Raw genomic sequence first — 24,225 nt, forward strand, 5'->3', positions numbered from 1 at the left:
AAATGGTTTTCAGTAGCTCTCTTTTTCTTCTATATTTTTTTCCCATTTTCTTTTTGGTATATTTTACTATTCCGACAAGTTTTAAAAATGCGTTACTATTAATTGCCAGCATTCTGTTTTTCTCCTGGGGAGCGCCAGTCTTTATTGGGGTTGTACTTTTGTCAATTATTGTTGACTATTTTCTTGTTCAGCAAATTTCAAATTGTGTTGACAAAAAAAGAAAGCTCTTTTTATTTCTGTCTGTCTTTTTCAACATTGCACTACTCACCTATTTTAAATACGCCAACTTTTTTGTGGAAAACGTAAACAATCTCGTTTCTAATTGGGGGGCAAACGGAATCGTGGGTTGGAAAGATGTTGTTCTTCCCATTGGTATTTCGTTTTTTACCTTCAAAAAAATCAGTTACACTGTTGATGTTTACAGAAACACACATGCACCTTTTAAGAGCATTGTCAACTATGCGTTATTCATCTTGTTGTTTCCAGAACTCGTTGCCGGGCCAATCGTCCGATACAATGAAATTGCAGACCAAATAATTGACAGAAGAGAGAAAGAAACAATCGATAATAGGTTGCTCGGCTTGTTTCGTTTCATCATCGGACTTTCAAAAAAGGTGCTCATTGCAAATGTCTTGGGTACTGAAGTTGATAAAATTTTTGATTCAAACATTTTGGAATTAAGCACACCAATTGCTTGGCTGGGAATTCTGGCATATACTTTTCAAATCTATTTTGATTTTTCAGGTTATTCAGATATGGCCATTGGTTTAGCAAAAATGATGGGCTTTACCTTCCCAGAAAACTTTGACAACCCCTACACAGCTCAAAGCATTACCGAATTTTGGAGAAAATGGCACATTACATTGGGGAATTGGATGAGAGATTATTTATACATTCCTTTGGGTGGAAACAAGGAAGGAAAAGTTCGCATGTTCTTTAACTTGTTTGTTGTTTTTTTGTTGTCCGGATTCTGGCACGGTGCTTCATGGAACTTTATTGTTTGGGGATGTTTTCATGGATTGTTTTTAATTGCCGACAGGCTGTTCCTTTTAAAATTTTATGCGGCTATCGGAAAGCTTCCAAGTATTTTAATCACATTTTTTATTGTGATGATGGGGTGGGTATTTTTCAGAGCAGATGATTTGCAGGATGCACGCGATTATTTTTACAAATTATTTTGTTTCGATTTTTCAACCACCCGCTTTATTTATCTAAATGATTTTTTCGCTGTGCTGACCCTGGCTATTCTCTTTTCTTTTACGAGTGTTTTTACTGCCATTAAGCGCTTTCAAGACTCTTTTTTGTTCAACACCTATACGAATAGTAAAACAATGATTATTGGCTTTCTTTGTGTTGCGCTGTTGATTCTTTCCATTAGTGGAATTTTGGGGGGTGGTTTTAATCCATTTATCTACTATCGCTTTTAATGGGGAAAAAACGGAACATATCATCTACGAAACTAAAACAGGCTGTTTTGGTGTTTTTCTTTTTGTTGTTTTTTGCACCAATGATGCAGCAACAATTCAAAATCGTACAAGAAAGAAATTTAGAGAACGTTGACAATTCAATCTCACACCCGACTTTTTCCTTTTCTCGCTGGTTTTCAGGAGCGTTTCAAAAGGAGTTGGAGCCGACATTGGACGTAAACATTGGATTTCGAAAAACAATGGTGCGCCTTCAAAATGAAATAAACTACCGGGTGTTCAACATTTCCAAAGCGGGTTCCGTAATCATTGGGAAACATGGCTATTTATTTGTCGAGAATTATGTTAATGCCACCAACGGTGCTGATTTTATTGGGTCGAGACGAATTGACATTATGATTGAAAAAGCAACTGTTGTGCAGCGTGAATTAAAGAAAAAAAACATTGATCTTGTTTTTTCTATTGCACCTGGTAAAGGAAGCTACTTCTCAGAATACATTCCTATAAATTATTATAAAAAAACCGACACAACAAATTACAATTGTTTCGCCAGTGCTTTTGCAAAATCCGAACTTCATTTTCTCGATCTTCACCATTTTTTTATTTCAAACAAAACAAACATCAAACACCCTGTCTTTTCACAAATTGGTGTTCATTGGAGTGACTATGCCGCATTTCTTGCTGCTGACACTATTTCAAAATACATTTCACAATTACGCGACATTAAAATGCCGGAAATATATATTTCTAAGATTGAACATAGAGACTCTATAAAAAGAACAGATAAAGATGCTGCCGGCCTAATGAACCTCTTTTCTTCTCCCCAGGGTTACACGTTGCCCTACTTAACCTTTTTCTGCAAACGAGATAGCGCTTCTATTAGGCCCCAATTGCTTACTGTCGCTGATAGCTACTTTAGTACAATCGTTGCAACATCACTTGTTGATAGCCTCTTCTCTGATTGGGACTATTGGATATATGAAAGGCGAAATGCTTCCGAGAAAAAGGGGCCTTTTAATTTTAAAAATGAAATCGAAAAAAGAGACGTTATTTTAATCCTTGCAACGGATGCTTCTTTATCACAATTTCCTTTTAACTTTATAAACGAAGCATATGAGGTATACGCACCAAAAGACAAATCCTATAAATTGATCAAAGACAAAGAATTTCGTTTTTTTGTTGCGGGTGCTTTCAAAAGTATACAAAAGAACAAGGTTTGGAAAAACGATATTAAACGTGCTGCTAAAGAGCTGAGGATTTCATATCTAGATCAATGCATCAACGTTGCTCTGTGGTTGTATCAAGAACAAGAATTGAAGAATAAAAAATTTATCTAGATCAAATGCGTTTATCAAAATTTTATTCTGAAAAATTCTTCCTGGCTTTCTGCCTTATACTTGCATTCGGCTTGTTTGTTCTTCTAACTTTTTATTCTGAGGCTACATTTGATGCTGGGGATGGCATTCGACATTATTTAATTTCAAAATATTCTTGGAATCATCCGCACTTGTTTTTAGACAGTTGGGGGAAACCCTTTTTTACGCTCATTTCTTCACCCTTTTCTCAGTTTGGTTTTACTGGGATTACTCTTTTTAATATTTTATGCGGTATCGCTTCAGCCTATCTTGTTTTTAAAATTTCAAAAAAGCTAAACTATGGTAATTCATTACTTGCAATTCCATTTTTATTCTTCGCTCCCATTTATTTTCCTACGATGAATAGCGGATTGACAGAACCATTTTTTGGATTTGTGCTTATTTTCTCGATTTATTTAATGACAGAACATCGATATGATTTTGCTGCCATTTTCGTTTCGTTTCTTCCTTTTGTAAGATCGGAGGGCTTTTTATTGTTGCCGCTTTTCTTTGTTGTTTTGATTTATTCTCGTTCTTTTCGACCTGCCTTGTTACTTTCTTTTGGAACGCTTCTTTATAGTTTTATTGGACTTCTGGTTTGGGGTGACTTTTTTTGGATAAAAAATCAGAATCCATATAACGGCACCAGTAGTGAATCTTATGGTAGTGGGGAACTGTTAAGCTTCGTCTATTCCTATGACTACATTTGGGGACCTACGTTAGGGATTTTGTTCATAATTGGAATCTTAACAATTATCTATAGGACCTTTTTTCCAAAAGAACTTGAAACGAAAAAACTCTCCTCATTTATAAACATTGAAACCGTTTTAATTGTCGGATCGTTTGTGGTCTATTTTGCGGCACACAGTATTATGTGGTGGAAAGGGCTAGCAAATTCAATGGGTTTGGTGCGCGTTTTTGCTGGCGTAATGCCTTGTGCTGCATTAATCTGTTTAAAAGGATTTAACATCTTACTAACTCCGACATGGTTCAGAAATCAGTACGTAAAAATTCTAGTCACGGTCCTTGTTCTATTTTTTATTCTTAAAAAACCGTTCGTAAGTGAGTACTTCCCCTTCCGACTTACCAAGGAGCAATTAGTTATAAAAGATGTGTCCGTATGGATGAAAGCAGAAAACCATGATAAAAAGAAGTTGTATTATCTCTACCCTTATCTTCCTCTTCTTTTAGATATTGATGCGTTTGACGAAAACAAGGCAACAGAGTTGTGGGGCATTTATAGACATATTAAGCAAGGGGGAATTAAAAGTATTCCTGATGGTACAATTGTTATTTGGGACGCACATTTTGGTCCAAATGAATGTGGTATTCCTCTTGAAAAATTAATGAGCGATCCAAATTTTGATTTGCTCAAATCGTTTTATCCAAGAGAACGATTTACTACACTAGGCGGATTTCCTTTTTCTGTAAGTGTATTTCAAAAAAGAAGTCGCCCTAAAATAGTCGAAGATTCCAGAAAAAATGAACTTGCATCATTCTCTTTTAATCTTTCAAATGGAAACGATCAGCTTAACAAGGAAGTCGAATACGGAAAAACATTAGAAAAGAAAACTTCCGAGTTCCCTTTGCATACAAACAAATTGATTTTTCAAACTGATTTTATCTCAGGAGCCAACGAAGCGAAAAACGCAATTGTTGTTTTAACTGTTGATAAAAAAGAGGGTGGTAATGTTTATTGGGAAGGTCAACCGTTAACGTTTTCTAATGATTCTAGTGGCATTAAAAAAGGCGAGGCGGTTTTTAATTTTTCGCCAGACGCCTTCTATACGTCTGATGTTGTAAAGGTTTTTGTTTGGAACAAAGAAAAAAAAGAGTTTCTTTTGCAAGGAAACAGGCTTTTTTGCTTAAAGAATTAGCTTTTACTTCACAAAAAGAGACTTAAATCAATTTAGATACATATTTTTGTATATGTTCAAAAATACTATTTATAGCAAAGGGGTACTATTTCTTTGTATTCTGCTTTTCGCTCTCTTTTTCTGTGTTGCATATTTTTCCGATGCAACATTTGATGCAGGAGATGGAATTCGTCATTATCTGGTTTCTAGATACTCGTGGAAACACCCCGATTTACTTTTGTACAGCTGGGGCAAACCTTTCTTTACAATTGTTTCCTCACCTTTTTCACAATTTGGTTTTATGGGAATGGCCGTATTCAATATTCTTTGCGGAATTGGAGCTGCCTTTTTCTCTTATAAAATTGCCAAACAACTCAATCTAAATTACGCCTTTTTAGCAATCCCCTTTTTACTTTTCACACCTTGCTTTTTCCCAACACTAAATAGTGGCCTAACCGAACCATTTTTTGCTTTTGTTTTGATTGCTTCCATTTATTTAGTCTTTATCGAGCGCTATTTTTTTGCCTGTATTCTTGTTTCCTTTTTGCCATTTATAAGAACCGAGGGCAATATGATTTTGCCTCTTTTTTTTATTGTGCTTATTTACCGAAAAAAATTTCTGTCTATCCCTCTTCTTGCTTTCGGAACGTTCGTTTATAGTCTGATTGGATATTTTTATTTTAACGACTTCTTTTGGATTAAAAACCAAAACCCCTATGATGGCGCAAATAGGGCTTTTTATGGAAGTGGGGAGTTACTACACTTTGTTAAAAGTTATAATTTTATTTGGGGGTCGGCATTAACAATTCTTTTTGGTTGTGGGCTTCTTATGCTTCTTTTGTTTTGTATTAAAACAATCAAAGCAAGGGAATTAAAAGAGTCTAAGTTGCCAGAAGAGTTAATTTTAATCTACGGTAGCTTTGCAGTCTATTTTATCGCACACTCTATTATGTGGTGGAAAGGACTTGCAAACTCACTCGGTTTATTGAGGGTCATTGCTGGTGTTGCCCCCTGCTCTGCACTTATTTGTTTGCGAGGGCTTCAGCTTATTGCGATACCATATGTTCGTGAAAAGAAAATACTGCATTGGGCTGTAATTTCCATTCTTACTTTCTGGGTAATCAGAAGCCCCTTTAAGCATGAATATTTTCCATATAAGCTCGACAAAGAACAGGAGCTTATAAAAGAAGCCGGAGATTGGTTTAAGTCATCAGAATACACGCAAGAGAAGGTTTACTATTTATATCCATACTTGGCTCATGTGTTGAATGTTGATTCATTTGACCCGAATAAAGTTGGTGAACTTTGGGGATTATATCCAACAATAAAAGAGTGGGGAATTGGGGCGATTCCAGACAGCACCATTGTTTTTTGGGATGCTCATTTCGGACCCAATGAGTGTAAAATTCCGTTGGATACCATTATGAATGATCCTAATTTTGAGCTAATAAAAACATTTAAACCCACAACACCTTTTCAGGTTCTTGGAGGGTATGATTTTGCTGTTTATGTTTTTTTAAAACTCGAAAAGCCAAAAGAAATGGAGGTCCTTTCATCTGATTTTATTCAACTAGAAGAGCAACAACCCTTTCTTGAAAACACAAATACGATTTCAACAAGTAAATCTTTTTCTGGCAAAAACAGTAGCATGCTTTCTGCACAAAATGAATATAGCGTTACGATTAATAGAAGTGTTTCTTCGATTCCTTCTGGTACAAAAAAAGTAATTGTTAATTTTAAACTCTTTGACCCAAACAACAATTCCCAAAATGCCGTTACGGTTTTATCCATAGACGATGAAACAAAAAAAAATCTATTGTGGGTCGGGGAACCAATTCAAAAGGAACAACCTGATTCAGCCGGCTGGACTACTGTTTCTGCTTCTTTTCTAATTTCTGAAACAATCAAAGACGAACAAAAAAAGGATACTATGAAGATCTATATCTGGAACAAAGAAAAAAAAGAATTTTACATTGATGATATTAAAATTGATTTTTGGGGCTTTTCAAAAAATTAACTCCGACTAAAATATGATGCTGCAACCTGAAAAGTTCTCCAAATTATTCCCATATTTTCTATTTTGCATTATCTGTTCTTTTGTTGTCGCCTTCCGCTGGCTTGTCCTTAGAGATTTTTCTTTTAAATATCCGGATAGCGATCAAGCAATAATGTGGAACTCTGCCATCGAGTTTTCTAAGGGTCACTTTTATGAACCCAAATTCTGGGGACAAAGCTATAACTCCATGCTTGAAGGGTTACTTGCGGTGCCGCTAATCTATTTATCTATTCCTGTTTACAAAGCACTTCCAGTAGTAACCTCTTTTCTTGCTCTCTTTCCTTTTTTTCTTGTAAGTAGTATCTGCTTATCAAAAAATCTAAAAACACAAGCCATTATTGTTATTTGTCTTCCACTTTTTTTACCCATAGAATATGACTTTCTTACGAGCCTTTCCAGGGGCTTTGTAACCGGAATATTCATCTCATCCTTTGGCTGGATTGCCATCTTTTATAAAGAAAAGCCTTGGGCATATTTTTGTTTTGGATTTTTCACCTTGTGTGGCTATCTGTTAAATCAAAACGCTTTACTCCTGACATTTCCTCTTTTTGTTTTTTTATTCTTAAACGGTTTAAAGCAGCTGTCTTTCTACATTTACGGTGGAATTGGGGTTGTCCTTGGCGGATTAGTTTTGTTTCTTTCAAATAATTTTTACGTTAAAAACCCAAGTTACAGCACGATGCCTGTGCCATCATTTAAAATTCGAACGGAACTATTCGAGTTGTTATTTCAGCAGCCGAATAAACATTTGAATTTTGTTTCTCCCCTTTTTTGGAATTCCGGGGTGCTCGTTTTTTTACTCTTACTTCTGCTTATATTCCTTTTCATTAAGCAGAAAAAAAAGGTGTTGGCAGCTGTTGCTTTTATATTTACACTGTGCATCATTGCCTCCTTTGGATTAGAGAAAATTTACAATGGAACCGATTCTGTATATTTCTCATATGCTAGAATGTTTTTGGCCATCCCTATTGGATTTGTCTTTTTTGTTCCTTTTTTGAATATCACATCTAAATGGGTCTCCTCGCTTTTTGTTATCGTTTCTCTTGCCTTTTTTGTTGCTAAGGTTCACCTTTTACCTGACACCATCAGCAGCAATGTTGACCACAAAAAAGAACACACCATCGCTGTTGACCCGATTGAATATGTAAATACGGTTTGTCAAAAATTAAATTATTATTCACAAAAAAACAAAACCGAATTAGTTGTCATAAACAGCCATGGGTATTATGATTTTATAGATTTTGGTTGTGCTGCATGCATAGACTCTTTTCCAAAAACGTTACGCCCCGAATTTGAAAGAAGAACATGGCGTTTAGTAGAGGATAAAGAAACCATTTATGCTAATATCATTGTTGTTGACGAACACCAGAAACTCGCACATCTGCTGCCTCTGCTGAGCGCAAAATCGATTCACTACTTAAATATAAATGGGTATTACATTATCTCCAATAATTCGCTTAAAACAATCGATTTTTTAGCCCTTTTGAATATTCCTGTGAGAAAATTCTAATGGTGCTTAAAAAAATCAAACATGCTGGTGATATAAAATTTCTGGACTATTCTTTCTTAAAGAGGCTAACGGAAGAAGATTGGTAAACAACATGATAGCCATCAGATATCCTATTTACGATTTCATCGTATTCGATACATCCTGTTTTGTCACCATAAACAAGTACGAAATCAATGTCCTTTGTTTCTTTTATATTTTGTTTCTGGCAATTCCCGGGGGCGATAGTATATCCCCCTGCTATAAAGTGTATGTTTTTAGAGCAATTCCATACAACGGGAAAATATCCTTTTGTCGCCTCATAATTGCTTAATACAAGTGTCTGTTTTTCTGCTCCGATATTTTCAACAAGATGTCCAGTATCCCATTTTGTCCGTCCCGTCAGATTAAAGTGAAGAACAACTGAATTCGGTGAAATTTTATCAAAAGCCGGCTCAAGCTTTTTTCTTTCTATATTCCGCTCAGATAGTCCTTCTTTTTTTATATCCATTAAATTGGTATAAGAAAAAATCAAAACAGAAAACAACAATAAACGAGTTTTGATATCCGGCTGTTTTTGAAAACTGGCAAACAATAATAAAAAGAAAAAACCTAGATAAACAAATCGAATTGTGATGTAGCCTCCATAACCATCATCATTCGGCATAACAAATGCTAAAATAAACATTAGTAAACACATCAATAAAAAAAGATGCCCTGGAGATTTTAAAAGAGCAAGCACTTTTTGTTTCCTGTTTATTTGATGGTTTACAGATATACTATTTTGTATTGCTGTTAATAAAAACAAAAAGGTAAGCAACAGAACAAACAGCGCAGAATATGCTTTTTCTTTATAAACATCTAAGCTAAATGCGTCACCATTTATTATCATTTGAATGACATTATTGGCGCCCAAATACTGAATGTCTGCCAGTTGTTTTGCTGGTCTATTTAGAAAGTAGGTTGCTGTAAGATATAAAAAGGGGAGAGCACAAATTAAAATCGGAAGCCCCCTCTTTAGTATTTTTTTAAAGCTTCCTTCTTCTTTATAATTGGATGTAGCTAAAATATGAACAGCAATAAAAAGAACAGATACAATGAAGATGAATAAATGTGAAAAATATATGGCAAAAAACAAAAACCAAAGAATCACATAAAAATAAACACTCCTCTTTTCGTTGTTTTTTAGCCAAAATGAAATTAAAATTGTAAGAAACAACACTCCTATTGTAAAATTATAAAAGCCAAGATAAAGCAAACCATAGTGTGTAAAAGGAAAGAAGAAATAAGAAAAAAGAATGTTTTGTGGGGCAATTTGGCCTATTATTTTTCTGAAAAAAATAGGCATTAGAATTAATATAATGGAAATCAATATTTTTTCAGCGATAGAATATTTGAAAAAATAAGAAAGAATCAACAACAGAAAATGACCGGACCAATTAGGAACTAATTCTGAGTTTATGCTATAAACTGATGAAAAAATGCTGGAGGGGTCAGTGAGCAAACTACTAATAATTGCAACATTGTTGTTATGGGAACCACCATCAAGTGTCACAAAATATTTTACACCAAACACTGGGGCAACATTCACAATCAAAACCAATAAAAAAACAAAAGGTTCTATTTTATTAAGTCTTTTTAGCATGCGCAACTCCTGTCTGTTGATTAATAAATAATACTATTTACTAAACACATTATATTTTAAAATGCACCAAATCGCTCTAAAACCGTCTTTCCAGCCAATTTTTTTACCTTCTTCATAGGTTCTTCCATAATAGGAAATTCCCACTTCGTAAATTCTGATTTTGTGCACACGAGAAATCTTTGCGGTTACTTCCGGCTCAAAACCAAAACGTTTTTCTTTCAACTTTATGCTTTGAATTATGTCGGTGCGAAATAATTTATAACAGGTTTCCATATCCGACAAGTTCAGGTTGGTAAACATGTTGGACATAAACGTCAACATTTTGTTTCCTATGGTATGCCAGAAAAACAAAATGCGATGCGGTTCTCCTCCTGCAAAGCGTGATCCATACACCACATCTGCAAAGCCGTTCACAATTGGTTTTAAAAGAATATTGTATTCTTCCGGATCGTATTCCAAATCAGCATCCTGAATGATTAAATACTCACCAGTTGCCAACGAAATTCCTTTGTGTAGCGCAGCTCCCTTTCCTTGGTTGTACTCTTGATTAAACAAACGAATGTTGTGGTCCGGATGGTCTGCAATGTATTTTTCAATTGTTTCCTTCGTAGCATCTTTGGAACAATCGTTCACAATAATGATTTCCTTTTGAATATCATTCAAGAGTTTTACGGCAATCACTTTGTTTAAAATAAAGTGAATGGTTGCTGCTTCGTTGTAAGCAGGAATAACAATTGATAATTTATTTATTTTCATTTCTTAATACGAATAATGAATCCACTTTAATTGAATTTTGCTAATTGACAATTGCTGTTTGCCCGGATTCCACAAATATATTTTTATTTCATCACCCACCTTCGTTTCTTCTGGAATAAATGTAGTAAAATTTGCCATAGTCGCTTCGTTTTTATCAAAACAAAAATCATTCAATCGCAGGTTTCGCCACTCGTACATGCCGCTTGCATTTTGACAAGACACGATGTAATAGACATTTTCGGTAAAGCGCCCCGGTTGCTGAAACTCAATGTGACAGGATAAGACGCTGTTTTTTGTGCGCAATTGTTCTGACACAACAATGCTATATCCGGGACTGTATTCAAGTCCTGTGTCAATCTTGAACGGGGTGTTACTCAACGCGAGCAGGCTATCTAAAAAGAGTGTTCGTTTCGTAAACGGATATTTTGGCTTTGCCAAAACATTTTGCGTAACCGGATAGGTTTTAATAACCTCCAAGGAGTCCATATTCGTTTTTGCAATTTCTGTTGGGCGAAGAAATACATAGTCGTTTAGGTAATTGACATTCACCGAGCGCTGTGCTTCATTCAGCCAAGTCAAGTGATCAACGCCTCGATAATAATTTATGCTGGATTCCAGAGCGAGCGGAATTCCGATGGAAATGTTGAACTTATCCTGTGGATCCTGTTTCAATTTTTTTACATCTTCCAACATTTCTTTCGTTTCACAATCATCTTTCCATTCGTACACGTGTTTTAAGTTAAATGCAAACAGAAAATGAATAAGAAACACAAACGCAAAAACGGGCGCAATCGTTTGAAAAATCTTTTTTACAGCCGACAATTCGTTCATTAAAAACACAAAAATCAACATCAACAACACATATAAAAACAATACGGTACGTTCAATTAAATACAAGGTATCCAACAGATAATGTTGTACAACCGTTGATAACACAATCAACAAAAGTGTCATCACCAAGGTTCCTAAAAACAAATTGTTTTTTGTGGTTTGTCTTTTGGCATGTTTAAAACCAACATAGCCCATTGCAGCAAAAAGAATGATAAAGAAGAATGCTTTTGTTAAGCGCTGCAGCCAATAGTTAAAGTCCACGTTGTACCAAAGTCGAGGCACAATCGTGCCAATGGTATCTTTCCACAAACCATTTTCACCGCCCATAAACAAGGCTCCCGCTCCTCTTAAACCAAACGAAATCGGAAGTATAAACCATAAAAACAAGGCAAGAAGAACAGTAGGCAAAGCCATTTTTATGAGCGTTGTTTTAATGATCAGTAGAAACTGTTCCTTCAAAAGCACCCGGTTATATACTTGCAAGATTCCAATCATTCCAAATAAAACCAAACAATAGTTGAGTAATGTTAGGTTTCCGAGTGTCGCCAATGCCGCAAATAAAATGGATAGAACAGCATCTTTTGTCTTTAACTCGTTTTTGTGAAACAGATATAAATAATAGACGCTTGCCATCATAAAGCCCAGAGAGATACTGTATCCGCGTGACAACGAAAAGAAATCGAGTAAGTAAGGGTTGATGTTCAGAATGATGAATGCAGAAACAGCCAACCATTTATTTTCCCCGAAAGGGGTCGTTCGGACAAAACTTAAAACCAGTTTTGCAGAGAAAAATAAAAAAAAGAGGTGAGCAATTAAGGAGGTGATGCGCAAAGTAAATTCATTTACACCAAAAAGTTCTGTAAAAAAAATGCCGCCAAGAGTATTTAAAATATGATTGTTGGCCGACATAAAATCATATTTGTTGGTGAGAACAATATGATTTTTTATGTATTCGTGATAGGACTGGCTTTCATCCCAGGTAATGGACAAAACAACAGCTCGATAGCTTGTATAAGCGAAAAGGGCTGCGGCAAGCAGAAAGATTATTTTGTTCGTATGCTTTGCAATGTAACTGTCGGTCATTCCTAAACACTTCGACTCGGCTTGTCTGATGACAGGCTGGCTCCGCAAAGTCGAAGACTTGTTTATTTATACTTCTATTTAATCAATAATCATTTCCGGAATTTCACCTTCCACGATTAATCTTCCTAAGGTTGCTTTTTTAATGTCTTCAACCGAAACGCCTGGTGCGCGTTCTAATAATTTAAATCCTTGTGGAGTAACATCCAATACTGCCAGCTCCGTAACAATCTTTTTTACACAATGAATGCCAGTAAGCGGCAAGTCGCATTTGGGCAAGAGTTTTGACTCTCCTGCTTTATTTACATGTTGCATGGCAACAATAATGTTTTTTGCAGATGCCACCAAGTCCATTGCGCCACCCATACCTTTTACCATTTTGCCCGGAATTTTCCAGTTGGCAATGTCGCCATTGTCGGCCACTTCCATCGCACCTAAAATGGTTAAATCCACTTTTCTGGAACGAATCATTCCAAAACTCATTGCGGAATCAAAGAACGCTGATCCAGGAACGGTGGTAATGGTTTGTTTTCCTGCATTGATCAAATCTGCGTCTTCTTCTCCTTCAAACGGAAAGGGACCCATTCCTAAAAGGCCGTTTTCCGACTGTAGAACAACGTTCATTCCTTGTGGAATGTAATTGGCTACCAGGGTCGGAATTCCGATCCCTAAATTCACATAATAGCCGTCTTTTATTTCTTTTGCGATGCGTTTCGCGATTCCAATTTTGTCTAGCATAACTAATGTTTATTGTTTGCGTCATTGCGAGGAACGAAGCAATCTCTGCAAATCATGAATGAGATTGCTTAACTTAGTTCACAATAACATTCAAATTACTTTTTCCGTACTGTTCTTTGCTCTATTCTTTTTTCATAATTCACGCCTTGGAAAATACGATGCACATAAATTCCTGGAGTGTGAATATGGTCTGGATCCAACGAACCTGCAGGCACCAACTCTTCCACCTCAGCAATAGTTATTTTTCCTGCCATCGCCATCATCGGATTAAAGTTTCTGGCCGTTTCTCTAAAAATTAAATTTCCGTGAGGGTCGCCTTTCCATGCTTTTACAATAGCGAAATCCGCGTCAAATGCCATCTCCATTAAAAATTCTTTTTCTACCCCATCCACCATAAACTTACGCGACTCTTTTCCAATGGCCACTTCTGTTCCTACACCTGCCGGTGTGAATATTGCCGGCATGCCATATCCAGCAGCCAAACAGCGTGTTGCTAATGTTCCTTGTGGAATTAATTCTACTTCCAATTCTCCACTCAATAGCTGACGCTCAAACTCTGCGTTCTCACCCACATACGAAGAAATCATTTTTTTCACTTGTCGTGTTTTTAACATCAACCCGATCCCGAAATCATCTACACCGGCATTGTTTGAAATACATGTTAATCCTTTAACGCCCTTTTTTACAAGCGCTGCAATACTGTTTTCCGGAATCCCACACAAACCGAATCCACCAAGCATAATGGTTACATTGTCCTGAATGTCTTTGATTGCCTCCTCGGCATTTTTTACTGTTTTATTCATGTTCTGTTCTTTTGAAATCCAAATTTTTTATTCCAACTCTCCTGTATTAAATTGATCTTCTTCTCCCTCCAACTCTTTGTTGTATTTGCTACAATCCATTTCTATATCAATTTTTTTTGACGGCTTTTCGAAATCACCTTGAGTCAATTTAATCGACTTGTCTGCATACACCTTCTGCATAAATTTCGCCCAGATAGGCAACGCCATTTCCGCTCCTTGTCCGTATAACGTATTGTCAAAATGCACTGCTCTGTCTTCCGCACCGGTCCAACATCCAGAAACTAAATCCGGAGTAATTCCCATGAACCAACCATCGGAGTTGTTTTGTGTTGTTCCGGTTTTTCCTGCAATCGGCATGTTTAATTTAAAGCGATAACGCAGTCGTGATCCTGTTCCAATTTGTACAACACCTTTCATCAATTGAATCATCACATATGCTTTTTCTTCGTTCATCACCTCTTCGGTACGTGGAACAAAATCTGCAATTACTTTTCCATTTTTATCTTCAATGCGCGTTACGAATGTTGGTTCAATCCATGTTCCTTTGTTTGCAAATGTAGAATTCGCGCCCACCATTTCAAACACCGAAATCTCAGGTGTTCCCAAACAAATAGCCGGAACCGCTTCTATTGGAGATACAATACCCATTCTTCGGCACAAGTCAACTGTTGCTTGTGGGCCAAATTGTTTCATCAAATATGCGGTAATGTAATTCACGGAGTTTGCCAATGCTTGTTGCAGTGTCATCATCCGGCCATTCTTCTTGTTGTCGGAATTGTTAGGCGTCCAGTCTTTTCCATCGTATGTAATCGTTGTTGGAACGTTTGGCAACCGGTAACATGGTGAATACCCTTCTTGAATAGCCAATGCATAAACAAAGGGTTTAAAGGTAGAACCCACTTGTCGCGCATGCCCGATTTGTACGTGATCGTATTGAAAAAATTTGTGATTGATTCCTCCTACCCACGCTTTGATATAGCCCGTTTGAGGTTCCATCGACATAAATCCCGACTGTAAAAATGCTTTGTAATAGCGGATAGAATCTTTAGGCGACATCAATGTATCTTTCGGACCTTTCCAGGTAAAAATCGTCATGTCGATTTTTTTCTCAAAGATTTTAGTGATCTCCTCTTCGGTCATACCGCCTTTTTTCAAAACACGATACCGCTCCGAACGCTTCATCCCTTGTTTCAAAATACTCGCTATTTCCTCTTTGTTCACGTTCCAAGCAAAAGGTGCGTTTCGTTTTTTCGCCAACTCTTTTTCAAATTGTGCTTGTAAAACGGGTAAGTGCTCTGCAACCGCTTCTTCCGCATATCGCTGCATGCGTGAGTCGATGGTGGTATAAATTTTTAATCCGTCACGATATACATCGTACTTGGTTCCATCCGGCTTACGGTTTTCTTCACACCATTTTTTCAAAAACACATCTCTCAAATATTCACGAAAGTAAGGCGCTAAACCTTCGTTATGGTCTTCGGGATGGAAGCTCAATTTCAAGGGAATTTTTTGTAATGAATCGGATTGCGTTTTTGTCAGATAGCCATATTTTTCCATCTGCTGAAGAACCGTATTTCTTCTGCCTTCTGCTCTATCGTGAAAACGATTCGGATTAAAGTATGCCGGATTTTTCGCCATCCCCACAAGCGTTGCTGCTTGTTCGATGCGAAGTGAATCGGGTGTGGTGCCAAAATAAATTTGTGCTGCCGATTTGATTCCTACCGCATTGTTCACATAATCAAACTTGTTCAAATACATCGCAATGATTTCTTGCTTGGTGTATTCTCTCTCTAGTTTAACGGCAATAATCCACTCTTTAAATTTACGCAACACCAATTCAACTTTACTCAAATCCTCACGTGGGAAAAGCATTTTTGCTAATTGTTGCGACAAAGTACTACCGCCACCACTGGCCGAGCGGCCTGTTAATGCTCCAGAAACAGCTCTTGCAAGTGCTCGCAAGTCTATTCCGGAATGTTCTAAGAAACGAGCATCTTCCGTTGCAATCAAGGCGTTTACAACATGAGGAGAAATGTCTTTGTATTTTACATTTGTACGGTTTTCAGCATAAAATTTTCCCAACACTTTCATGTCGCTGGAGTATACTTCTGTTGCTAAAAATGTTTTGGGGTTTTGTAATTCCTCCGTATTGGGCAGTTCGCTAAACATCCGAACGCATAACACAAAAACAAAAACGCCTATAATCGGACCCCCAAAGAGAATCCAAAACCACAGGATAAATTTTTTATTGTTGTTCTTTTTTGCTTTTTCTGCAGCCATTCTTTTTATTCGTTATCTGTACTTATTCTGCTTTCTCGATTCGCAACCCTACATCCATAATCAATGGAACGGTTTCTGACCGCATGCCTTGTTCTATTTCAAAACGATATGTCCCGGCCATTGGAAAACGCACATTTCGTTTAAATGGTATTTGATTATCATAAATATCTCCCACACCTGTTCCCAGCCACTTTCCTTTCTCATCTGCCAAAACACACTCCAAGGTATCATTGGAAAATTTTCCATTCGGGAAAACGGTTTTAATAAACAAAAACAAATTAGAATACGGATAACCTTCTGAGTTGCGCACATTCACATAGAAGTGTGCCGGTGTTGCTGGATCTTTGATCTCGACATCAAATGTTATTTTGTTGCTTTGCGCCCAACCACTCTGTGGCATTTCTTGGTTTTTTTCAAAAATACGGCCTCCGTCACAAGACGCTAACAGCATCACACTCAACAGAAAAAGTGTCGTCTGTATTAATTTTGAAATTTGTTTTTGAACGTGATTCATAAACACTATGCCGGAGTTTGTGGTGGTTTTGGGTTGTTGTTGTTGTTGTTCGGACGCGGACGGTTGTTATTCGGTCGCGGACGATTATTGTTTGGTTTGTTAGGATTTGGTTTGTTCTGGTTTGGATTCGAATTCGGCTTCGCCTGATTTGGATTTGGCTTATTTTGTGGTCCTGCTGCTTGTTTGTTCGCATTCGGATTCACACCCGGCTTGTTCGGATTCGAACCACTTCTCTTTTTGTTTTTGCTTTTCGCTTTTTTGCTCTTGTCAAATCGCGTTAAGCTATCCTGACCAACTACGTTTTCGTAATCTGGTTTTTTCTCAATAATTTTAGGCGCCATTTTTATCAACAAATCTGCCGGCTTTTGGCTGTTTTTGTTCATCTCAATAATTTCTTTCACGCGGTCGACCGGCAACGCAATAAAATTGTCAGGTTCGTGGGTATACGAAAAAAACATGGTCCGTCTGAAAATATCTGTCTTCTGGTGAAATGCCCTTCCCGCTTCGGTTTCCAGTTTCACATTGTTTACTTCCGGGAAATCCTGAAGCGCATCCATGTAACTATCCAACTCAAAGTTCAAACAACATTTTAACTTTCCACATTGTCCGGCCAACTTCAACGGATTCAACGAAAGTTGCTGGTAGCGTGCTGCACTTGTTGATACCGAACGGAAGTCGGTTAGCCATGTAGAACAACACAACTCTCTTCCGCAAGAACCAATTGCACCCAATCTTCCGGCCTCTTGTCTTGCTCCAATTTGGCGCATTTCAATACGAACCTTAAATTCGTCTGCCAACACTTTTATCAACTCACGAAAATCAACTCGGTCGTCTGCGGTATAATAAAAAATCGCTTTTGTTCTATCGCCTTGATATTCCACATCACTGATTTTCATCTGCAAATTCAGTTTCACGGCACAGGTTCTGGCGCGATACATCGTTGCGTGCTCAAGGCCTTGTGCCTCTTGCCATTTCTCGATGTCGGCTTGTTTTGCTTTGCGATAAACTTTCTTTACTTCTTCTGAATCGGCTTTTACGTTGCGTTTCTTCATCTGCAAACGCACCAACTCTCCGGAAATGGAAACCACACCAATATCGTGACCGCCTGTTGCTTCTACTGCAACCACATCCCCTACATTCAATTGAAGGTTGTTTACGTTTTTATAAAATCCTTTTCTGCTGTTTTTAAAACGAATTTCGACAATGTCGCATGGTGCTTGACCACTTGGCAACTCCATGTTTGCAAGCCAATCGAATACATTTAATTTGTTGCATCCACCCGTTCCGCACGATCCATTATTTTTACAGCCACCAGGCAAACCGTTGCTAGCAGTGCTGCATCCTCTACCTGTTGAACATCCACTACATCCCATATTTTAGTTAATTATGTTGATTTAGTTAATTGAGGTGTTTGGGAAAACCCTTCACTTCAATTAGCCTAACTTCTTCTTTTTTTTGTTTACTTCTTTTTTCGGCTGGGCCTGATTTAACCCAATTAACCTAATCCCTTAATCGTCTAATTAATCATCTCTGGCTTCGGTACGTTCAACAACTCGTTGAACTTAAATGCCAAATCCATAAATAATATTTTTGCACTTGCATTTCGCTCCATGTGAAAGTGTGCTTTGTTTAATTCTTCTATAAATCGTTCAATGTTGGCGCCATGAATAAAGGGAGAGAATTTTTTTACAAACTCTTGTTCGTCTGCACTCAACTTTATCAAACTATCATCGCCATAATTCATCATTGCGCTTTCACGCATAATGTGAAGGGCATAATTTAAAAAGTTTTTTTGACGCTCTCTTCCACCGGCATTTACTTCATCAATCCATGAAATAACCGCTTTGGGATCAAACTTCAAGCTTGCTCGCATCAACTTCTGAAAACTCACTAAATTTTGTCCAGCATTTTCATTTTCACTTACCAACAAAAGCGCTTCAGCATAGCTTCCATCTGCTAAATGTGCTATTTTCTCTGCTGCATCGGGCGTTTGACCGTGTTGTGAAACCAACGCATCTATCAAATCGGCATCGCTAATTTTGTTGATTTTAATGAGCTGTGTACGCGACACAATCGTTCTCAACAATTGGTCTTCGTTTTCACAAACCAACAAAAACAAGGTTTTGTCAGGCGGCTCTTCCAAGATCTTCAACAGCTTGTTTGCCGCTGCCGGGTTCATCTTTTCGGCTTGCCAGATTATCATAATTTTATATTCCGACTCGTAAGTCGTTAAGCTAAGCTTTCGTAAAATTTCACCGCTTTCTTCTACCCCGATAACCGCTTGTTTGTTTTCTGCCGCGAGTTGTTCGAACCAACTGAACAGGGTAATGTAAGGGTTGTCCAAAAAGGCTTCTCTCCATTCTGCTGCCACATCTGTACTCGTTTTCACATCTTTGGAAAGTGCAACAGGGTAAACAAAATGTAAATCGGGGTGCACCAACTTGTTGTATTTCACACAGGAAGAACAAGTGCCGCATGAGTCGTCCTCGGCTTTGTTGGTGCAGGAAATAAACTGAGCGTAGGCCAATGCCATTGGTAAATTTCCAGAACCTTGCGGACCAAGAAACAACTGGGCGTGACTGATTCGACCCTCTTTATGAGAACGAACAAGCCTTTCTTTCACCGCTTGCTGACCTATGATTTCTTTGAATAACATTGTGTTTTTAACGCTTTCAAAGATAATAAATCATTTCACTCAAAAAACGGCTTTTCGAGAAATTTTGAACACTGAAATGTGTCTAAGTTTTTTGCTGATTATTGCAAAACAATTTTCTGGGTTTTGCTGATTTTATTGCCCGACCGGACTTTTAGAAAATAAATGCCTTTGGGCTGATGTGCTAAGTCGATGACGAACTCAAAACCCTGTTCTTCCGATTGATAAATTCGTTTGCCTAAAACATCTACTATTTCTACGGAAGATTTTTCCAAAAACGATGTTTTTATTGTTACAATTCCAGTTGTAGGATTTGGGAAAATGGCAACAGGAAACGTTTCTCCGTGCTCACTAATCCCAACAGGAAGTGAACAGTTTGCAGGAATGTATGTTGGAGGGCGACCAATCGAGTCAGCCCAAACATGCTGACCATTATACGTATAACAAATTAAATTGTCCGACCACTCAAATGGATCAATCATCATTTCTAATAAGCCAAATGTACTACCAACCCCTTCAATGATTGAAACATAATTTGGGTACCCAGCATTGGATGTTATGTGGAAACATTTATGAAATTGTGTTCCAACCAAAACGGAGTCAATTCCTGAAACATAGTTGTAGCCAAGAAAGTAAGAACTATTGTTATAAGAATAGGCAAGCGTATCACCCACATTCAAATTAAAATCGTACAATAATATCTCTGAAGTGGTTGTGATGGTGTCGGGCAAAAAATATACGTGTTTGGATAAATCTTCTCTGATTGCACCAACATATTTGTTGCTGTCAACCAATGTTGGCCCATTAACAAGATTAAAAGGCCCTGTTGGCGAACCAAGAACATAATCGGATGCCACTAAGGTTTTATACACCTTATGATAAGTATTGCCTGAAAAAAGTGTGTCGCCCTGAATGTTATAGTTGTAATCTCTTTGAAAGTGGTTTGGATAGTTCCAGTTTGCGCTTGCTTGTCGCCATACCGCACTATCAGTTGGAAATGATTGATACAGCTGAGCAATTGTTATTTTTGCAAAACAAACAACTACTAAAAGTATTATTATTCGCTTCATTGGGCGGTTTTTAGGTATACCAAATCTAACAAATTTTTGCTTCCGTTCAAAATCATTTTTTCGTTTGACGAGAAAAGTTATTTTTGCACCACCAAACAAAATCTCTTAGAAATGAAAACCGTTGACAATTATAATTTTTCTGGACAAAAAGCATTGATTCGTGTAGACTTTAATGTTCCGTTAGATGCTCAATATAATATTACTGATGATACCCGCATTCGCGCGGCCTTGCCGACCATCAATAAAATTTTGAAAGATGGCGGAAGCGTCATTTTAATGTCGCATTTGGGTCGACCGAAAGAAGGGCCAACCGAAAAGTATTCCCTAAAACATACCGTAAATCATTTGTCAGGGCTATTAAACGTCCCTGTTTCGTTTGCCTCTGATTGTATTGGTGATGTAGCAACTAACGCGGCAAAAGCTTTAAACGCTGGCGAAGTGCTGCTTTTGGAAAATTTACGTTTTCACAAAGAAGAAGAAAAAGGGGATCTTGATTTTGCAAAACAACTTTCAACCCTTGGAACATTTTATGTGAACGATGCTTTCGGAACGGCCCACAGAGCGCATGCTTCCACAGCTGTGATTGCACAGTTTTTTCCGAATAATAAATGTTTTGGTTATGTAATGAGTGGAGAAATTGCAAGTGTAAACAAAGTATTAAATGGTGCAGTAAAGCCATTCACAGCTATTATGGGTGGAGCAAAAGTATCAGATAAAATTTTGATTTTAGAACAACTCATCAACAAGGCCGATAACATCATTATCGGTGGCGGAATGGCGTTTACCTTTGTGAAAGCGCAAGGCGGACAAATTGGAAAATCGTTGGTGGAAGAAGATAAATTGGATACAGCATTAAACATTTTGAAAACAGCAAAAGCAAAAGGCGTAAACATTTACATTCCAGTAGATGCAATTGTTGCTGATAACTTTGCAAACGAGGCTAACAAACAAACCGTTGATATAAAAGCGATTCCGGACGGATGGATGGGACTCGATATCGGACCAAAAACAGAAGCAATTTATGCCGATGTGATTGCGAATTCGAAAACCATTTTGTGGAACGGACCAATGGGCGTGTTTGAAATGAGTTCGTTTGAAAGTGGAACCAAATCCGTTGCTGAAGCCATCGTTGCTGCAACAAAAAAAGGTGCATTCTCTTTAATTGGTGGTGGCGACTCTGTTGCGGCCATCAACAAATATAAATTCGCTAACGATGTTTCCTATGTTTCTACCGGTGGTGGTGCATTGTTGGAATACATCGAGAGTGGAAGTTTGCCGGGTGTAGAAGCGGTGGAGAAATAGATCACTCTATCGGCTCATACAAGCCGTAAATCATCGGATTACTTTCAATTACTTCTACTTTAAAGTTGCGAATCAAGGTTGCCTTTTTATCCCGATTCCAAATGTATATTTTTAGGGTTGCATCCGGGTGTTGCTCCAAATCCATTCCCGAAAACAAATGGGAAACATACACCGAATTAAAAAATAGCGGGTTTGTTTTGTATTGATTCAGCTCTGAGCCCCTCCACAACAAAGACTTTCCACCTTCATCTATTGAAACAACAACTGTGGGGTTGGACGCTTCTTTTCCGGTGCTGATTTCAGCACTTACATTCAAAATTGAATGTCGCGATTTTACAATGTCTATTAATTTCGCTGAAAAGCCCGCACTAAATTCTTCTGTACTATCCAATCGCATATAAAATGTTCCAGGATAAACAGGATCCTCCGACATATTTTTTGCTTTTTCCCAGTGATTCTTTTTGTTCTTCACAAAAAAGAGCTCACTCTGGTTTTCAGACAATACAACCTTTTCTTTAATTTCCTCCTTCGGCTTAATTTTGGAAAAACAATACACGGTAAACGTGAAGCCTTCGTTCTTGCTGATAACATAAGGATAGCGCTCTTTAATCAACTGATAATATTCCAAATGCAAATTTCCGGCAACAAAATAATCGGTTCGCTCGTTTTCTAAAAAAGTAATAAACGCTCTCGTATCATGCTTGTCTACACGGAAATAATTAAACTGCATTCCGAGCTTTTTAAAATAAAAATCAACAAATCCTTCCATTGCAAAATGCGCAACCGACACTTTGCTTGGGCCAAAAGCAGCAATGGCTTTGTCACTGATTCTCGCCATTTCTTCATACGGATGTTTATAAAAAAGCGGATGGTGTTTTCGGTTTGCAAATAACGTATATGTATTCACAAAAACAATGATTACCAAAAGACTTGTTTTTACAGCTGTTTTCAGTGTTCCATAAAACGAAAAAATAAACATCAATAAAAACGGAAACGAAAATGTGAAGGTGGAAAATTGCAATACCGGGGTTTTTGTAATGGAGTAAAAATAGGCCAAACAGGGAACAAAAACGGCCCATACCAATGCGACAATGCGCATTTTATACAACACTTTTTTTTCTTTGTTATAAAAATAAAACCCGCCTAAAAACAAAATCGTTACTAAGAGATAAACGAATTTGGAATAATGAAACGCGTATTGTAAAAATGTGATGAGCCAATCTGGCTGTGGCTTTCCGAGCCAGCTCTCTTCTCCTCCTCCTCCTATTGATAAATGAAAAAGTAGAATAGAAACATGAGGAAGAAACAAAATCAATACCATCACACACATCAAAATATATTTTTTCGCATTTTCTTTTGTCAAGAAAAATAAGCCGGTTGCTCCTACCAATCCGGCAAACAACAAACTGAAATAATGGTTATAGGTGCACAGCGAAGCAAACAACACAAAGCCGATTGCGTGTTTGTTTTTGCTGTTTTCAGAGAATAAAAATTGTGTCCAACACCAAACCATCAACACCGAAAACAACATCCCGGTGGCGTAAGGTCGCTCTAGTTGCCCATACATGGTGGGGAATTGCAGAGTCGCTAAAAATGCAGCAGTGAAAATCGCAACGGTTGCATTAAACCATTTTTCAGCAATTTTATACGAATAGTAAATAGAAACTAAACCAAAAATAATAAACGGAAATTTCACAACCATCTCGTTGGTGCCAAACAGTTTTGTCCAATAGTGAACAAAAACAGGTACACCAACCGGATGCACGTCTGTTGTTTTTGTTTTATAAATCAGTTCTGAAAAACTATTGGCTTGCGAGCGAATAACAGCACTCAGCTCATCATGCATGAATTGCATGGACGAAAAGTCCCAGAAACGAAGGGTTGATGCTACCGCTATTACAAAGAGGAGTAAGAAATGGTTGTGCGTTATTTTTTTTAGGCGGTTCACGCCTTTTTTAGCGCTTTTAAACAAAGATCTTCCTGCTTGGTCATTTCTCCCTTTGCCACTTTTGTTTTGTCTTTATACCCCAACAAATGCAGCACACCATGAATAATTACACGGTGCAATTCCTCTTCAAACGTCTTCGAAAATTTGTTTGCGTTTTCTTTTACTCGATCAATACTGATGAAAATGTCTCCACTTATGGGCAATTGAGTGTCGTCCTTCGAATAATCAAACGTAATAATATCTGTATAGGTATCGTGGTTTAAGTATTCTTTATTCATTTCCAACAAAAAGGCATCTGAACAAAACACAAAAGAAATGTCGCCTGCCTTCTGTTTCTTCTTTTCAATGGTAGCAACAATCCAACTCTTCAGCTTGGCCTTGTTTTTTAAATTGAATTGAACGTCTTCGTTGTTGAATGAAATCATGTT

The 24,225-nt window shown here is 37.5% G+C and carries 19 protein-coding genes; 6 read left to right on the forward strand and 13 right to left on the reverse strand.

What is annotated here, in order from left to right; genetic code table 11:
• Positions 1-2: 2 nt before the first annotated feature.
• From IPP64_00495 to IPP64_00510, 4 genes are all read left to right on the forward strand, one after another.
• Positions 3-1,427 (forward strand): MBOAT family protein, encoded by a 1,425-nt coding sequence (locus tag IPP64_00495; GenBank protein MBL0327912.1) that lies wholly within the window; start codon positions 3-5, stop codon positions 1,425-1,427.
• Complete coding sequence (locus IPP64_00500; GenBank protein ID MBL0327913.1) at positions 1,427-2,761, forward strand: hypothetical protein; 1,335 nt, start codon at positions 1,427-1,429, stop codon at positions 2,759-2,761. Before IPP64_00495 ends, IPP64_00500 begins: the two co-directional genes overlap by 1 nt.
• Before the next feature lie 389 nt (positions 2,762-3,150).
• Entirely contained in the window at positions 3,151-4,656 is a 1,506-nt protein-coding gene (locus tag IPP64_00505) for a hypothetical protein (protein MBL0327914.1), read from the forward strand.
• 52 nt (positions 4,657-4,708) lie between these two features.
• Positions 4,709-6,652, forward strand: coding sequence for a hypothetical protein (locus IPP64_00510; GenBank protein MBL0327915.1), 1,944 nt, complete (start codon positions 4,709-4,711; stop codon positions 6,650-6,652).
• Positions 6,653-6,928: 276 nt separating this feature from the next.
• Here the strand turns inward: IPP64_00510 and IPP64_00515 are convergent, their stop codons facing one another.
• Entirely contained in the window at positions 6,929-7,138 is a 210-nt protein-coding gene (locus IPP64_00515; GenBank protein ID MBL0327916.1) for a hypothetical protein, read from the reverse strand.
• Between the two features lie 400 nt (positions 7,139-7,538).
• On the opposite strand from IPP64_00515, the gene IPP64_00520 reads away from it, so the two are divergent.
• Positions 7,539-8,201, forward strand: coding sequence for a hypothetical protein (locus tag IPP64_00520; protein MBL0327917.1), 663 nt, complete (start codon positions 7,539-7,541; stop codon positions 8,199-8,201).
• Between the two features lie 46 nt (positions 8,202-8,247).
• On the opposite strand, the gene IPP64_00525 is transcribed toward IPP64_00520, so the two are convergent.
• The 10 genes from IPP64_00525 to IPP64_00570 all read right to left on the reverse strand — a co-directional run bounded on the left by IPP64_00525 (position 8,248) and on the right by IPP64_00570 (position 20,547).
• Positions 8,248-9,069, reverse strand: coding sequence for a hypothetical protein (locus IPP64_00525; GenBank protein MBL0327918.1), 822 nt, complete (start codon positions 9,067-9,069; stop codon positions 8,248-8,250).
• 786 nt (positions 9,070-9,855) lie between these two features.
• Positions 9,856-10,578, reverse strand: coding sequence for a glycosyltransferase family 2 protein (locus IPP64_00530; protein MBL0327919.1), 723 nt, complete (start codon positions 10,576-10,578; stop codon positions 9,856-9,858).
• Positions 10,579-10,581: 3 nt separating this feature from the next.
• Positions 10,582-12,492, reverse strand: coding sequence for a hypothetical protein (locus IPP64_00535; GenBank protein ID MBL0327920.1), 1,911 nt, complete (start codon positions 12,490-12,492; stop codon positions 10,582-10,584).
• Between the two features lie 78 nt (positions 12,493-12,570).
• Positions 12,571-13,227, reverse strand: a complete 657-nt coding sequence (locus IPP64_00540) for a CoA transferase subunit B (GenBank protein MBL0327921.1) — start codon at positions 13,225-13,227, stop codon at positions 12,571-12,573.
• Positions 13,228-13,322: 95 nt separating this feature from the next.
• On the reverse strand, positions 13,323-14,030 hold the full coding sequence (locus IPP64_00545) for a CoA transferase subunit A (protein MBL0327922.1): 708 nt from the start codon (positions 14,028-14,030) through the stop codon (positions 13,323-13,325).
• Between the two features lie 27 nt (positions 14,031-14,057).
• A complete protein-coding gene (locus IPP64_00550; GenBank protein MBL0327923.1) occupies positions 14,058-16,310 on the reverse strand; it encodes a transglycosylase domain-containing protein in 2,253 nt (750 codons plus the stop codon).
• A 22-nt stretch (positions 16,311-16,332) separates the two neighbouring features.
• Entirely contained in the window at positions 16,333-16,824 is a 492-nt protein-coding gene (locus IPP64_00555) for a gliding motility lipoprotein GldH (protein MBL0327924.1), read from the reverse strand.
• A 5-nt stretch (positions 16,825-16,829) separates the two neighbouring features.
• On the reverse strand, positions 16,830-18,197 hold the full coding sequence (locus tag IPP64_00560; GenBank protein ID MBL0327925.1) for a hypothetical protein: 1,368 nt from the start codon (positions 18,195-18,197) through the stop codon (positions 16,830-16,832).
• A 143-nt stretch (positions 18,198-18,340) separates the two neighbouring features.
• Positions 18,341-19,480, reverse strand: a complete 1,140-nt coding sequence (holB, locus tag IPP64_00565) for a DNA polymerase III subunit delta' (GenBank protein MBL0327926.1) — start codon at positions 19,478-19,480, stop codon at positions 18,341-18,343.
• Positions 19,481-19,578: 98 nt separating this feature from the next.
• Positions 19,579-20,547, reverse strand: coding sequence for a T9SS type A sorting domain-containing protein (locus IPP64_00570; GenBank protein MBL0327927.1), 969 nt, complete (start codon positions 20,545-20,547; stop codon positions 19,579-19,581).
• Between the two features lie 111 nt (positions 20,548-20,658).
• On the opposite strand from IPP64_00570, the gene IPP64_00575 reads away from it, so the two are divergent.
• On the forward strand, positions 20,659-21,849 hold the full coding sequence (locus IPP64_00575) for a phosphoglycerate kinase (protein MBL0327928.1): 1,191 nt from the start codon (positions 20,659-20,661) through the stop codon (positions 21,847-21,849).
• 1 nt (position 21,850) lies between these two features.
• Here IPP64_00575 and IPP64_00580 read toward each other — a convergent pair whose 3' ends face one another.
• Both IPP64_00580 and ybeY read right to left on the reverse strand, forming a co-directional pair.
• Positions 21,851-23,797 (reverse strand): glycosyltransferase family 39 protein, encoded by a 1,947-nt coding sequence (locus tag IPP64_00580; GenBank protein ID MBL0327929.1) that lies wholly within the window; start codon positions 23,795-23,797, stop codon positions 21,851-21,853.
• The gene (ybeY, locus tag IPP64_00585; GenBank protein MBL0327930.1) at positions 23,794-24,222 is read right to left on the reverse strand and encodes an rRNA maturation RNase YbeY; all 429 of its coding nucleotides are present in this window, start codon (positions 24,220-24,222) and stop codon (positions 23,794-23,796) included. Before ybeY ends, IPP64_00580 begins: the two co-directional genes overlap by 4 nt.
• Positions 24,223-24,225 lie beyond the last annotated feature (3 nt).

It is taken from the genome of Bacteroidota bacterium, from assembly GCA_016722565.1.
Classification (GTDB): Bacteria; Bacteroidota; Bacteroidia; order 2-12-FULL-35-15; family 2-12-FULL-35-15; genus 2-12-FULL-35-15.